The organism is Thalassoroseus sp. (assembly GCF_984380535.1).
This window is the reverse complement of sequence record NZ_CFHRBF010000008.1, coordinates 192,833-207,817: the sequence shown is the minus strand read 5'-3', so window position 1 is coordinate 207,817 and position 14,985 is coordinate 192,833. Positions and strand designations below refer to the sequence as shown.

Annotated in this window: 9 protein-coding genes; 8 read left to right on the top strand and 1 reads right to left on the bottom strand. The window is 55.0% G+C overall.

Going from position 1 to position 14,985, the window contains the following annotated elements; translation table 11 throughout:
- Positions 1-98: 98 nt before the first annotated feature.
- From AC5DDB_RS12885 to AC5DDB_RS12855, 7 genes are all read left to right on the top strand, one after another.
- Entirely contained in the window at positions 99-2,441 is a 2,343-nt protein-coding gene (locus AC5DDB_RS12885; protein ID WP_491740134.1) for a DUF1592 domain-containing protein, read from the top strand.
- 246 nt (positions 2,442-2,687) lie between these two features.
- Positions 2,688-3,983 carry a DUF1552 domain-containing protein gene (locus tag AC5DDB_RS12880; RefSeq protein WP_491740133.1) on the top strand — a complete coding sequence of 432 codons (1,296 nt, stop codon included), beginning with the start codon at positions 2,688-2,690 and terminating at the stop codon, positions 3,981-3,983.
- A 145-nt stretch (positions 3,984-4,128) separates the two neighbouring features.
- Positions 4,129-6,999 (top strand): PSD1 and planctomycete cytochrome C domain-containing protein, encoded by a 2,871-nt coding sequence (locus tag AC5DDB_RS12875; protein ID WP_491740132.1) that lies wholly within the window; start codon positions 4,129-4,131, stop codon positions 6,997-6,999.
- 19 nt (positions 7,000-7,018) lie between these two features.
- Positions 7,019-8,476, top strand: coding sequence for a DUF1501 domain-containing protein (locus AC5DDB_RS12870; RefSeq protein WP_491740131.1), 1,458 nt, complete (start codon positions 7,019-7,021; stop codon positions 8,474-8,476).
- Complete coding sequence (locus AC5DDB_RS12865) at positions 8,473-9,348, top strand: amidohydrolase family protein (RefSeq protein ID WP_491740130.1); 876 nt, start codon at positions 8,473-8,475, stop codon at positions 9,346-9,348. The genes AC5DDB_RS12870 and AC5DDB_RS12865 overlap by 4 nt, the downstream gene beginning before the upstream one ends.
- Entirely contained in the window at positions 9,345-10,190 is an 846-nt protein-coding gene (locus AC5DDB_RS12860; protein WP_491740129.1) for an amidohydrolase family protein, read from the top strand. Before AC5DDB_RS12865 ends, AC5DDB_RS12860 begins: the two co-directional genes overlap by 4 nt.
- A gap of 65 nt (positions 10,191-10,255) precedes the next feature.
- Complete coding sequence (locus AC5DDB_RS12855) at positions 10,256-10,960, top strand: YiiX/YebB-like N1pC/P60 family cysteine hydrolase (RefSeq protein WP_491740128.1); 705 nt, start codon at positions 10,256-10,258, stop codon at positions 10,958-10,960.
- Between the two features lie 14 nt (positions 10,961-10,974).
- Here the strand turns inward: AC5DDB_RS12855 and AC5DDB_RS12850 are convergent, their stop codons facing one another.
- The gene (locus AC5DDB_RS12850) at positions 10,975-12,387 is read right to left on the bottom strand and encodes a hypothetical protein (RefSeq protein WP_491740127.1); all 1,413 of its coding nucleotides are present in this window, start codon (positions 12,385-12,387) and stop codon (positions 10,975-10,977) included.
- A 152-nt stretch (positions 12,388-12,539) separates the two neighbouring features.
- Here AC5DDB_RS12850 and AC5DDB_RS12845 point away from each other — a divergent pair, with 152 nt between their 5' ends.
- Complete coding sequence (locus tag AC5DDB_RS12845) at positions 12,540-14,984, top strand: PSD1 and planctomycete cytochrome C domain-containing protein (protein ID WP_491740126.1); 2,445 nt, start codon at positions 12,540-12,542, stop codon at positions 14,982-14,984.
- Position 14,985: the final 1 nt, after the last annotated feature.

Below are 14,985 nucleotides of genomic sequence, written 5' to 3'. Positions count from 1 at the left end.
TTCCTGCTGATGGTCGCTGCATTTGGTCCCCAACCGGAAGGCGTCATCCATTGAAGAGTTTTTGCTTCCTCACATCTTGTCTACTGACAGCTCACTTAATGTCGGTTTCGCTCGCTGGTGCGTCGGAGTCCGTACCGCCCGCGGTTCGAAGTTTTCTCAACGAACATTGTCTTGCCTGTCACGAAGGCGAAACCGCTGAAGCTGGGTTGGATCTGACGAAATTTCAGCAAACTGTCGGTTCGGAGGCAATACTCACGAAATGGGTGCGAATTTTTGATCGCGTGCACGCCGGGGAGATGCCTCCCGCAGAGGCCAGCACCGTTTCGCCACGGGAACAGTCGGAGTTCTTGAAGACGACCGGCACGTGGATTCGTCAACAACAACGGTCCGCCTGGGAAAAGACCGGTCGTGTGCAAGGACGACGATTGACCAACTTGCAACTCGAACGCACTTTGCATGACTTGCTCGGTGTCGATCTGCCCCTTGCCGAGAGAATGCCCGAAGAACCGTCGAGCGGTGTGTTCAACAACATCGCTGACGGGCAACCGATGTCGCATTTCCAACTTGAGCAGCATTTGCGGATCGTCGACATGGCGTTGGACGAAGCCTTCGGTCGGGCGATCCACGGCGACGATGTGTGGACGAAAACACTCGATGCCAAGAAACTTTCCCGCACCAATCCCCGGCGACGCACTCGGGAACCCGAAGTCATTGACGGACACGCGGTGACATGGTCCTCGCGACTCATCTTCTATGGACGGTTGCCAGCGACGACGGCCCGCGAAGACGGTTGGTATCGGTTTACAGTCCGTGCGAAAGCCTTGAAACCGCCGAAAGATTATGGCGTGTGGTGCACCGTACGTCGCGGGCGATGTGTTTCGAGTGCCCCGTTGTTGCCTTGGGTCGGAGCGTTCGAAGCAACGGAACAGACCCAGGAATGGACCTTCGAAACTTGGTTGCCTCGTGGTGAAATGATTGAAATTCGCCCTGGCGACGACACCCTCAAGATGGCTCGTTTTGCGGGCGGACAAGTTGGAACCGGCGAAGGTGGTCCCCAGGACGTTCCCGGAGTGGCGATCGAGCAGATTGTGATGGAAAAGTTTCATCCCGGTTTGACTGCCGATGACATCCGTCGAGTTCTGTTCGATGACCTACCCCTAAAAACCGATCCGAAGAAACGTGGCGGATGGGTGGTCTCGGAGCATCGCAAGGCGGACATCGAACGGCTGATGCGTCGATTTGCAACCCGAGCGTTTCGTCGCCCGGTGGATGACGATGCGATCATGCCCTTCGTGGAGATGGCTCATGAGTCACTCGATGCCGGGAACTCGATGATCTCTGCCTTGCGAACCGGGTATCGAGCCCTGCTGTGTTCGCCACGGTTTCTCTATTTGCAGGAAGCCCCCGGTCCACTCGATAGTTACGCGATCGCGTCGCGATTGAGCTACTTCTTGTGGAACTCGATGCCCGACGAAGAGTTGTTTCAACTGGCGGAAGCCGATCGACTGCATGACGAATCGGTTATCCGCCAGCAAGTCGAACGCATGCTTGCGACACGAAATGGCCAACGGTTTGTTGAAGACTTCGCCACCCAATGGCTCGATCTCGATGAAATCGATTTCACCATGCCGGATCGTCGGTTGTACCCCGGTTTCGATGTGATTGTCCAAGAGTCGATGTTGCAAGAAACACTGACGTTCTTGGAAACGATGCTTGAGAAAAATCAAAGCGTCACCCGGACGATCGATGCGAACGAAAGCTATCTCAACGAGCGGCTGGCTCGTTATTACGGAATTGAGGGCGTCAGCGGTGATGCCATGCAACCTGTGAGTTTCAGCCCGCAAGATCCGCGAGGCGGTTTGCTCACTCAGGGGGCGATTATGAAAATCACCGCGAACGGGACAAATACGTCTCCTGTTATTCGTGGCGTATGGGTCTCGGAACGGCTGCTTGGTCGTGAAATCCCGCCACCGCCTGCCAGTGTACCCGCGATCGAACCAGACATTCGCGGGGCGAAAACCATTCGCGAAATGCTCGAAAAGCACAAATCCGACCCCTCGTGTGCAGGGTGTCATGTGAATATCGATCCGCCTGGTTTCGCCTTGGAGAATTTCGACCCTGCCGGTCGATGGAGAGATCAGTATACGGTTATCAATGGTCGAAAACGCGGTCGGGGTCCGAAAATCGACCCCAGTTACGTCCGTCCTGATGGGAAAAAATTCGAGTCGCTGAAAGAATATCAGCAACTCGTGTTGGAACATCCGGAGCAAATTGCTGCCAACGTGGCCGGGCAATTATTGACATATGGCACCGGGGCACCGGTTCAGTTTGCCGACCGCCCCGCGATCGACCAAATCGTCAGTCAAACCGCCAAAGACAATTACGGATTTCGCAGCCTCGTCAAAGCTGTTGCGACGAGTCCGGTATTTTTGAGTAAGTAAGTGGTAGGGCGCGTCACATACACTTGCGCATTTGTAAGATTTTATGGAACACAAACTATTACAATGAAAGAAGTTGTGTGCCACTGCTAGCTTGCCTAGCGGGGCGAGTGACCAGCAGTCTGAGAGTCGCTGCAACCACTGCTGGATAAACCAGTAGTGACACCCGTTAACGCTGACAAATGCGAAAGCGTCCACAACGCACCCTACGAACATATAGAAGCCAACGACAACCATTAAGGATCATCCATGAGTCACCGAATTTTCTTCAATCAAGGTCGTCAAATCAGCCGTCGCACGATGTTGCGTGGGGCCGGTGTGGCGATGAGTTTGCCTTGGCTGTCTGCGATGCAACGGGCACTCGCCAGCGAAGCCGAAATTCAACCGCCCCGTCGCTTCGTAGCAATGACGCTCGGCTTGGGGCTGCTTGGCGAAAACTTGAATCCCCAAGACACCGGTCGCGGATACAAACCGAGTTTGTATCTGAAACAAGTCGCCGACTTGCAGGATCAGTTCACCGTCGTGTCCGGTTCGTCCCACCCGGAAGTCAAAGGCGGTCACCGTGCGGAAGCTAGCATTCTGACTGCCCAACCGATGGGCAACGGCGGTCAGGCGAAGAACTCGATTTCGCTCGATCAGTATATGGCGAAGTTTCTTGGACACCACACGCGGTTTCCATCGCTTGTGGTCAGCAGCAGCGGCAGCAACAGTCCGTCCTACACGGAAAACGGTTCGATGATTCCCGCCGAGGATTCGCCGTCGCGACTGTTCACAAAGCTATTTATCGACGATTCCCCCGCCGAGCAAAAACGACAAACCGAACGACTGCGGGAAGGTCGTAGTATCTTGGACCTCGTGCAAGACGACTCCAAACGTCTCTCGAAAGAACTCGGCACCGGCGATAAAGACCGGCTCGACTCCTACTTCACGGCTGTCCGTGATTTGGAGAACCGTCTCGCAGCTTCCGAAGCTTGGGCGACCAAACCGAAGCCGAAAGTCGATGCGAAGAAGCCCGTCGATATCGGGAACGCTGCTGATTTCGTCGGTCGACAGAAGCTAATGACCGACATGATCCGCTTGGCTTTGAAAACGGATTCCACGCGGTTTATCACTTACCACCTGGGTGGTTCCGGCGGTGTCGTGCCGTTGCCGGGGGTGAATGAAGGGTATCACTCGCTGAGTCACCACGGTCGTGACGACGAAAAACTCGAACAACTTGCCCTTGTCGAGGCAGCGATTATCGCGGCTTGGGGTGAGTTCCTTCGTGATCTGGCGAGCGAAGACGACAACGGTCGCACGTTGCTCGATCAAACTTCGGTGTTCCTCACGAGTAACTTGGGGAACGCCTCGAACCACGACAACCGGAATATGCCCGTCCTTCTGGCCGGTGGCGGATTCCGACATGGGCAACATTTGGCGTTTGATCAAAAGAACAATTACCCATTACCGAATCTTTATGTTAGTCTGCTGCAACGCTTCGGCTTTGAGACCGATCGGTTCGCGACTAGCACCGGCACAATGACTGGCTTAGACCTTCTCGGATAAGTTGGCCCGGTTTGCGCTCGCCGGTTCGATCGTCCAGCTGCTGCGGCTTTCAGTTTTGTAGGCCGGGCTATGTCCCGGCTCTTCACCTGCATTCCTTGCTGGGCCACAACCCGGCCTACGCAGCTTAAAATCTACGGCAACCGGCATGGTATTCCGCAACAATAACCGCTGTTTGAGTGCGATCTCTGTTCTCTTAGTTCTGATCGTCCTCGGACAATCCGGACGTGCTGACGATTCGATTCAGTTCGAGACGAAAATTCGCCCGATCTTCGTCGCCAAGTGTGGGAAGTGTCATAGCGACACCGTTCACAAGGGAGAACTGAATGTCTCGTCGATGGCGGGGCTGATGAAGGGCGGCGAGTCCGGTGAATCGGCCATCGGTGAAGACATCGATAGCAGTATGCTGTGGTTGATGCTCGATGGCGGCGGGATGCCACCGGATGACCAACCACAACTCACCGAAGACGAGTTGAAACTCGTCGAAGCCTGGCTGCGTGCAGGGGCACCGTCCGAAAAACCGGTCGAAGAGACGGCGGAAACGCTCAATCAGCATGATGTATTGCCGATCTTTCTCCTGCGTTGCGTGGCGTGTCATGGGAACCGACGACAAGACGGTGGTTTGAATCTCAGTTCGATCGCTGGCTTGCAAAAAGGCGGCAAAAGCGGTCCGGCGTATGTGGCGGGAAAACCCGAAGATAGCCTGCTCGTCAAACGCGTCGAGAGCGAACAATGTCCGCCGGGACACCTGCTGCTGAAGTTCTTCGTGAGACGTCCGCCGTCTGCTGAGTTGCAGACCTTGAAAGATTGGATCGCCGCCGGAGCACCGATCGAGGACGTTCCACCCGACGTTGCGACCACCGAACCCGATTCATTGGTCACCGACGAAGACCGCCAGCACTGGGCGTTCCAACCGCCGAAAGCCGATCGTTCGAAGACATCGATCGATGAATTTCTCGAGTCTCGATTGAAGGAAGCCGGTCTCGAATTCTCTCCGGAAGCTGACCGCGACACCTTGATTCGGCGGGCATATTACGACCTGACCGGTCTGCCCCCGACCCTGGAAGACCTCACGCATTGGCGGGGCGATCAAAACGCCGAGTGGTTCGCAACGATGGTCGATCACCTGCTGGACTCACCTCGATACGGCGAACGTTGGGGACGCTATTGGTTGGATCTCGCCGGCTATGCGGACTCCGAGGGTGGCGTGTCTGCGGACCCAATTCGCCAGGTCGCCTGGAAGTATCGCGACTATGTCATCAAGTCGTTCAACGAAGACAAACCATACGACCGTTTTCTACTCGAACAAATCGCCGGGGATGAACTCGTCGATGTCGAGAAGGCTGACGTGGTGACCGAGCAAATGGTCGAGAACCTCGTCGCAACCGGTTTTCTGCGGATGGGAATCGATCAAACCGGCTCACGGACGATGAACTTTGTCCCCGAACGACTTGGCGTCATCAACGATGTGATCTCTGTAATGGGTTCGTCCGTCATGGGTTTGACGCTGGAGTGTTGTCGCTGTCATTCGCACAAATACGATCCCCTGCCCCAACGCGACTACTACCGCTTCAAAGCGATTTTCAAAGGGGCACTCGACGAACACGATTGGCTCAGCTTCAAAACTCGCAAGCTGAATCTGGCGACACCCGCACATCAACAGCGTGTGAAGCAACACAATCCGCCTCTCCAAAAAGAACTCAAAACGTTACAAACGAAAAGTCGCCAAGCGACGAAAACCTTGCAACGCGAGACGCTCAAACATCACTATCCTGACCTCACCGAAAAGGACATCGACGACGCGATTGCCGCTCTCAAAGAGGCCGACAACCAACGCACACTTCGACAACGCAATCTCGTCGAGAAACTGCAGCGGGCTGAATTAATGCCGGATTCGCAGCAGTCCGAGTCGATCTTGGAACTGCGAGCGATGCTTAAGGCCTACGAAAAATCGATTCGTGAGGTCGAGTGGAAGATGGAACCGCCAACTACGATTCGGGCGTTGTGGGATCGTGGCGAACCGTCGCCGACTTATCTGCTTCGTCGGGGCGAGCACAACAAACCCGGTCCGTTGGTTGGTCCCGGCGTGCCTTCGGTGCTCACCGATGGCAAAACTCCATTCACTCCGACACCGCCATTCCCCAAGGGCACCCCCAAGACCGGTCGTCGATTGGCACTCGCCCGTTGGCTCACGCAGCCGGAGCATCCGCTGACGGCTCGGGTGATAGTCAATCGAATTTGGTTCCACCACTTCGATCGTGGTCTCGTCAACACACTCGAAAACTTCGGTCGACAAGGCGAAAAACCGTCGCACCCAGAGTTGTTGGATTGGCTGGCAGTTCAGTTCATGGAACGTGGTTGGAGCATCAAAGAGATGCATCGACTGATGATGAACTCGCGCGCCTATCGACAATCCAGCCGTGTTTCCGAGGTTGCTCTCAAACACGATCCGCAAAACATTCTGCTGTCCCGCATGCCGATGACACGACTCGACGCCGAAGCCTTGCGGGATGCACTCCACTTCGTCGCTGGGAAACTCACCACAACAATGGGGGGACCGCCGGCGTCGGTGTCGGTCGATCGTGATGGCTTGGTCAGCGTCAACCCGACCTCTGAGGATCGGTGGCGTCGCAGCATCTATGTGCAACATCGCCGCACGGAAATTCCCACGCTGATGAAGACCTTTGACTACCCCGAAATGGGACCGAACTGCACCGTGCGGACGGTTTCGATTGTCTCACCACAACCATTGATGCTGATGCACGACTCTCACGTGCGTGATCTTGCAATCGCGTTTGCCGAACGTGTCGAAGAGGAACTCGCCGACCGTCCGGAAGCCGCCGATGAGGACCGCATCTCGTTGATCTGGAATATCGCCTTGAGTCGGTCTCCATCACCCGAGGAATTGGAAGCCGGGCGAATTGCCTTGCGGGATCTTCGTTCGCTCACTGGCGATGATGGTCTCATCACCTACTGTCACGTTGTTTTGAACTCTGCTGCGTTCTTGTATATCGATTGAACCGAGTTGCCACACCGCTATGGAATCATCACAAACCCCCGTCTCCCGTCGCGATTTCTTCGGCCGAACTCGTGACGGTGTCTTCGGAGCGGCTTTGACGTCGCTGCTGTGCCAAGACTTTTTCGGCAAGAACGCCCTCGCCAGTGACGAGGAACCGCCGATCAAAGTTCACGACTTAAAGCCAAAGCCGACGCATCATCCAGCGAAGGCGACCTCCGTCATTCATCTCTTTATGAACGGCGGGCCGAGTCAGATGGATTTGTTCGATCCGAAACCGGTGCTCAACCGCATGGATGGCAAACCGTTCCCCGGCAGTAAGGAAGAAATCGGAAACTTCAGCACGGCCGAAGTCGGCGTGATGATGGGTGGCCAATACGGTTTCGATCGTCATGGCGAATCGGGTTTATGGATGGCCGACGTGCTGCCCGAGACGGCGAAGCAAGTCGACGACATCTGCATGATCAATTCCATGTGGACCGACCACCCCAATCACGATAACGCCCTCTACAAGATCCAAAGCGGCCGATTGTTCATGGGCTATCCGACACTCGGTTCTTGGACCACCTACGGTCTCGGCACGGAGAATCAGAATCTACCGGCGTACGTCGTGTTGACCGATCCCCTCGGTCCGCCCAAGAATGGCACGCGGAATTGGACATCTGGGTTCTTGCCGCCGTTGTATCAGGGCACACCGTTTCGCCCGACGGGTTCGCCGATTCTAAATTTGAAACCGCAGTATGAGCAGTCGGCCTCTGTGACCGATGCCGCTACGCGGTTGCTCAATCAACTCGATGAAATTCACCGCAACGAACGTCCGCACACACCCCAACTCGATGCACGGATTGCGTCCTACGGTCTGGCCGGACGGATGCAACTCACCGCGAGCGAAGCCCTCGATCTTTCTCGCGAGACGAAACAAACCCACGAGGACTACGGCATCGGCAACGAAACGACCGACTCCTACGGGAAACGCTGTTTACTCGCCCGCCGATTGGTCGAGCGTGGCGTGCGGTTCGTGCAAATCTTTCTCGAAGAACAACCCTGGGATAGCCACGTCGATCTAGGGCCGAACCATCGTCGCATCTGTGAACGCACCGATCGGCCAGTCGCGGCGTTGCTGAAAGACCTCAAACAACGCGGATTGCTCGATTCCACGCTTGTCATCTGGGGCGGTGAATTCGGTCGCACACCGACATCGCAGAAAACCGGTGACCTGTACACCGGCCGCGATCACAATATGCAGGCTTTCACATCTTGGATGGCTGGCGGTGGTGTGAAAGGCGGTATGGCCTACGGGCAGACTGACGATTTTGGGCACGCAGTTGTCGAGAATCCCGTCAGCGTGCACGACTTCCATGCCACAATTTTGCATTTGCTCGGCTTGCATCATCACAAGCTCTTTATCACTCGCAGCGGGCTGGAAGAACGCCTGACAGGGTTGCATCCACCGCGTGTGGTTGAGGAGATTCTTGCGTGACCGACGGGACGCTCAATCGCCGGGAACTACTGGCAACTTCACTCGCGCTCGGAGCACTGGGAACGATGGCCAACGGCATGGCTGCGGAATCGAACGCCGCTGATCTTCGTGTCATCGACACCAACGTCAGCTTATTCCATTGGCCATTTCGCCGCTTACCTTTGGACGAGACGGTGAAACTCGTCGCGAAACTCCAGAGTCTCGGTATCACCGAAGCTTGGGCCAGCAGCTTCGAAGGTGTGTTGCATCGAGACATTTCCGCTGTCAATTCCCGATTGGTCGACGAATGCAGGCGGTACTCCGAATTGAAACCGATTGGGGTGATCAATCCGAGTCTCCTCGGTTGGCAAGACGATTTGCGACAGTGTTTCGATCACTATCAAATGCCGGGCGTGCGGTTGTTCCCGAACTATCACGGTTACACACTCGCCGATGACGTTTTCGCCGAATTGCTCACGATGGCTGCGAAAGCGAATCGCATCGTGCAGATCGCACAAACACTCGAAGACCGCCGCACGCAACACCCGCTGGTACACGTCTCTGATGTCGACTTAACGCCGTTGCCGGACATGATGAAAAAGGTGCCCGATGTTCGGGTACAGGTTCTTAATCTGCGACCGGGAATGAACACCGTCAAATTGTTGCAACCGATGGATCGAATCTTCTTCGACACGGCCCGCGTCGATAGCACTGATGGTCTATCGGCGATGTCACAGGTTGTGCCAGGTCGACTCGCGTTGGGCACACACGCGCCGTTCTTGATTCCCGAGGCTGCCTTGATTCGATTGAGCGAAAACCCGCTCAGAGACGAATCGGTTCTCTCTATTCTGCATCAAACTGCAACTCGACTGACGGGGACCGTCCGCCGATGAATTTGCCCATCCGTCTAGGACTTCCATCCGCCGAACAGCTCGAGAAGTACCGAATCTGGGATTCGTATTTCACGCCTTCGCACTATCACCCTGGCAACGATGGGTTTAGTCAGTTGATTGACGGCATCGAGCAGACGTTGCCGACCGTCGAGTTAGGCCGGTTCGAGAAACTCTGCTACTTCGCGCACGTTGGACTCGGTGCGACGACTGATCAAGACTTGGAAGCGAAACTGCGATCGCAACCGGAACTGGTCCTAAAACCATTAGAGCGTTGGCCGGACTTGCTCATTGGCATGATTCAACTTAATCCACATCGAGTGCCGGAATCGCTAGATGCACTCAATCGATGGCTTGGCGATGGGCCGATGAAAGGTGTGTATTTCTCTGGTGGTGGTCCGGCGGCGATGACGTGCACACACCGCAATTTCAATCCGCTTGTCGAACGCATCGCGGAACTGGGCGGGGTGATCATGCAGCATACTTGGCTCAAAACCGGTGGAAAGCAAGGGCCGGGAGAATCGACACCCGCAGAGTTAGCCGAGCTTGCCCGACGATACCCGCAGCAAAAGTTTCTATGTGCTCATGCCGGTGGCGAATGGGAACAGGGAATCCGTGCGATTCGCGACCAAACGAATATTCTGATCGAAACATCGGGTTTTGATGCGACGGCCGGTTTCGTGGAAATGGCGGTTCGCGAAATTGGAGCCGAACGGATTGTCTTCGGCTCGCATCTTCCGTCCCGTTCATTAGGGACCGAGCTAGCAAAAGTCATCGCGGCAGACATTTCGGAATCTGCCAAGAAGCAGATTCTTGGCGAGAACTTCCGGCAACTCCTCGGCTAAACATCGACATAATCGCCACGCGGCGTGTCAAGAAAAGTCGTTCGAGAGACGGAGCCAATGTGACCATGTCTTCGAACATGCAGACACGTGAAAATCGAAATCGGCGTGAACGACGACAGTTTCTCATCGCGTTTGCATTGTGCTATGTTCTTGGCTTGGTCGTCTATCTATGGATCAATGGGGCGGCTATCTATGCACGCGTCAAGTATCAACCGCAAGAAGGGGATGTTCTGTTTCAGTCGTTGCCCCATTCTCGGCTCGTCGATGCCATTGAAGGAGTGACTGAATCGCCGTATTCGCACTGTGGAATCGTTGCTAAACGAGATAATGAGTGGGTTGTCTATGAGGCCATCGGAGATGTGAGAGCAACTCCGCTTCACACGTTTTTAGTACGTGGTCGGAATCAAGGGTTTGCGGTCTATCGGTTGAAGCCGCAATTCCGGAAATCGATCCCCGAAACGATTCAGCATGTGCGTCGTTTTCTCGGCCGTCCGTACGATGTTCGCTACCGAATGGATGACGACTCGATCTATTGTAGTGAACTCGTTTTTAAAGCATACCAGAGAGCGACCGGCGAGGAACTAGGCCAGCTCGTGCGTCTTGGCGATATGAATTGGCAACCCTATCGGGAGACCATCGAATACTACGAAGGTGGCCTTGTACCATACGATCGCCTGATGATTACTCCGAAAGATCTTGCGAAGGCGAAGCAGTTAGAACGAGTCATGTCACATCAACTAACCGTTGAAAATTCCCGGGAGTCGATGTGACAGAACCTTTTCGATCACTGTAGCCAGGGTTGAAACTGAAGTGAGTACAAGTCGGCGTTCTTGACGTGAAATCTTAGCCGGACTGTTTTACCTTTCAGCGTGCTAATATCGGCGTCGTTCCAGTTCACGGTCTGATTGATGGAATCCTCTGTAAGCGGTGCACAGTCTTTGAGGCTATAGTTTTTGATGGGCTTACCATCGGTTGTTTCAAGTCCGACGCGTACGCTTCCTTCTTCATCATTGACTTTGTAGTTCAGAACAAGACGCTCCGCCAATTTGCCTAGTAAGACGGGTTTCGTCACCAACTCGCCACCGGCTTCGCTACCGTGAACAGAAACAAATCCGTCTTTACGATATTCGAATCGTCGTAGGCGACTGTCCGGACCAGTGTAATAGGCTTCGGTGGCATAGACGGAGAGATGTTTCGGACGTTCGGGAAGTTCCACAACTCCCCATGCCATGTAGTTGCTACGATTGCCTCCGCGGTCCTTTGGGGCGGACTCGGGGATGACTGGGTCTAGCCAGCGTCGAAACGTGACGCCATCGCGACTCGCCATAAATGTGGGTTCCACGCGTTGCCCCTCGGCTGGCAAGTAACGAGTGGGGAAACCAATCAAGAGATGCGGTGCCCGTTGGTACGGAGCGACGGCATTTGTATAGAGATGTTGTGGCGGTGTGTCGGGGTATTCCAACAGTTGTGGTTCCGTCCAGTTGATGAAGTCTTTTGAGGTGGCCGTCATAATCGCACGGATGCGATTTGTGAATGTGCGGTGGTATTCGCGATAGAGTTTGGCCTGTGGGTCCCAAAACGCAAGATTCTGTGAATCGAATGCTCCATCGGTGATGACCGGTTCCGGGTGCATCAATTTCCAGTGCAGACCATCGGGCGACTGAAACACATATAGCCCGCGTTCGCCCCGCGGTCGACCACGCGAAATGGCTTTGTAATTCGCCTCGGCTGGGCAGTCTGGATTCTCATCTTTGAACGCAGCGAAACAATGGGCACCGATCCCGTCCCACACGATGTTGTTCTCGGTCGAACCGTCAAACTCGTAGAGTCCGAGGTTGGGTTTGGTCCAGTGAATTCCGTCTTGGCTCTCTGCGTAGCATGTCACTTCTGGATGAGCGGACTTGCGGGTTTTTTCGTCAAAGTGGGAGCCGCGGTAGTACATCCGAAAGAGATTGCCATCACGAAAAATCGTGTAATACGCACTCGTGTTTCCCTCCCAGGGTTTGTCCGTGACGAGTGAAACTTCCTTCGGCTCGGGCTTCTGAACCTGCTGCGTGAGGTCGCCGGTCATCTCTGCGATGAGAAAGTCGTCAACAAATGGTTCCAATCGCGTTTCGATGATCAGCGGTTCGGCCGCGTTTCCTAGACTTGCCAATAGGCACAAGAGGAAGGTCAAAAACGGAATTTGGAACCTCATAGCTGCTCTTTCTGCTCTTGGGGGATGACAACGCAACGCATCAAATATATCATAAGAGAAGTTTGATTCGAATGGTGGGCATGCGGTTTTCGACGCAGTTTCGCGCAACGTGTCAATTCCGGAATCGCCTCCGGCAGAAAGAGATGATGGATATGAGCCGGATCGTCACGACGTTCCTGGTACTGACAATCCTCGTGCGGGTGGCTTCCGCTGCCGACGAGGCCCCAAACTCGGCAAAGCCCGTGACCGACGAAGGGATTCGTTTCTTCGAAACCAAGATTCGTCCCCTGCTGGTCAATCATTGCAACGATTGTCATGGCGAGGATTTGCAAGAGTCGGAATTGCGACTCGACTCGCTTTCGGGAATCCTCACTGGTGGCAAAGCTGGACCGGCGATCGTGCCCAGTAAACCGGCTCGGAGTTTGCTGCTCACGGCGGTAAAGTATCAGGACAACGACTTGAAAATGCCGCCGGACGAGAAATTGTCCGACCAGCAAATCCAGGATTTGACGCGGTGGATCGAAATGGGATCTCCACATCCGGATAGTGGTTCCGTCACGGTCGCACGCCCGCAAAGTCAAATCGATATCGAAGCCGGCCGCAAGCATTGGGCATTTCAGCCACTGGTGAAACCGGACGTACCGGCATTCGATTCGCCGATGCAAAACCCGATCGATGCGTTCATCAACACGCGATTGCAGCAACATCCATTGCACGCATTGGGTTCTGCGGACAAACGCACGCTCATCCGGCGGGCGACGTTTGACCTGATCGGCCTGCCCCCCACGCCGGAAGAAATCGAATCCTTCCTGGCCGACGACTCGGACGACGCGTTCCCACGGGTTGTGGATCGGTTGCTGAGTTCCCCGCACTATGGCGAACGCTGGGGGAGACACTGGCTCGATGTGGCTCGGTATGCGGATTCCAACGGCTTAGACGAAAACGTGGCCCATGGGAATGCATGGCGGTACCGTGATTACGTCGTCAATGCCTTTAACAATGACAAACCATACGACGAGTTCATCGTCGAGCAATTGGCGGGTGATCTGCTGGACTCCGGCGACGATTTGGCGTTGCGACACGAGCGTTTGGTGGCCACCGGCTACTTGGTTCTGGGGCCGAAAGTTCTGGCGGAAGTCGACAAGGCCAAGCTAGAGATGGACATCGTCGACGAGCAACTTGACACTGTCGGTCGCAGCTTAATGGGTTTAACGCTCGGTTGTGCCCGCTGTCATTCGCACAAATTCGATCCGATCGGCCATGACGATTATTACGCCCTCGCCGGGATCTTCAAAAGTACGAAGACGATGGCGACCCTAAAAACCGTCGCGAAATGGTACGAGAATCCCATCGCGACCCCCGAGGAATTTGCTCAGAAGAAAGAGCACGAACAGTCCGTTGCGGCGAAAAAGCAAACCATTGAGACGTTGATCGCGACTGCGAAAAGTGAACTTCCACCGCCCATGGGCGAGACCGTTCCCGAAAACGTCGAAAAGCGATTTCCCGAGGAAACTCAAACAGAACTTAAGAAACTCCGCGAAGAGTTGAAAACGCTGGAAGCGAATCCACCGGCGATTTCCTCGGCGATGGGGGTCACGGATGGTGAGATTGCCGACACGTCAATTCATCTTCGTGGCAGCCATCTCACGCTTGGGGATGTCGTGCCGCGACGGTTTCCGCGGGTGTTAGCCGGAGATGATCAGCCGCCGATTCCTGACGACAAAAGTGGGCGTCTGGCATTTGCTCGATGGCTCACGAACGGAACGAACCCGTTGACGGCTCGCGTCATGGTCAATCGAATTTGGCGTTGGCACTTTGGCAAGGGATTGGTCGAAACTGTCGACAATTTTGGACTCCAAGGCAAACCGCCGACACATCCCGAGTTGTTGGACTGGCTCGCCGTGAGGTTCGTTGAAAGCGGTTGGTCGGTGAAGGAAATGCATCGGTTGATCATGTCCTCCGCCGCGTATCAACGTCGAAGCGGTTTCGATGCCGACAATGCTGACGTGGATGTCGCGAACAAATTCTATTGGCGGTTCGATGTGCAACGTCTCGATGCCGAATCGATTCGTGATGCCTTGCTGGCTGTCAGTGGCACACTCGACCCGACACTCGGCGGGAGTCTGCTGAAGGTCAAGAACCACGAATTTGTGTTCAATCATACCTCGCAGGATAAGTCGAAATATCGGTCCATCCGGCGACGTTCGATCTACGTGCCGGTCATTCGCAACCATTTGTACGATGTGTTCCAACTTTTTGACTACACCGATGCCAGCGTTCTCAATGGCAATCGCGAGACGAGTACAATCGCTCCGCAAGCGTTATTCCTGATGAATTCGGACCTCGTCGACGATCTGACCACCGCCATGGCGACACGATTGACCGAAGAGGCACCGACCGATTCCGACCGCATTGAGCGTCTATTTGCCTTGGCCTATGGCCGCCCCGCGACCGATATCGAAGCCACGCAAGCCCGCCAGTTTCTCACCCGATTTGAAGCGCTACTGCCCGAACCATCCGATGACGCAACGAAACGAGCCTGGCAAGCACTCTGCCAAGCGGTTGTTTCTTCTAGCGAGTTTATTTACGTCCGTTGAC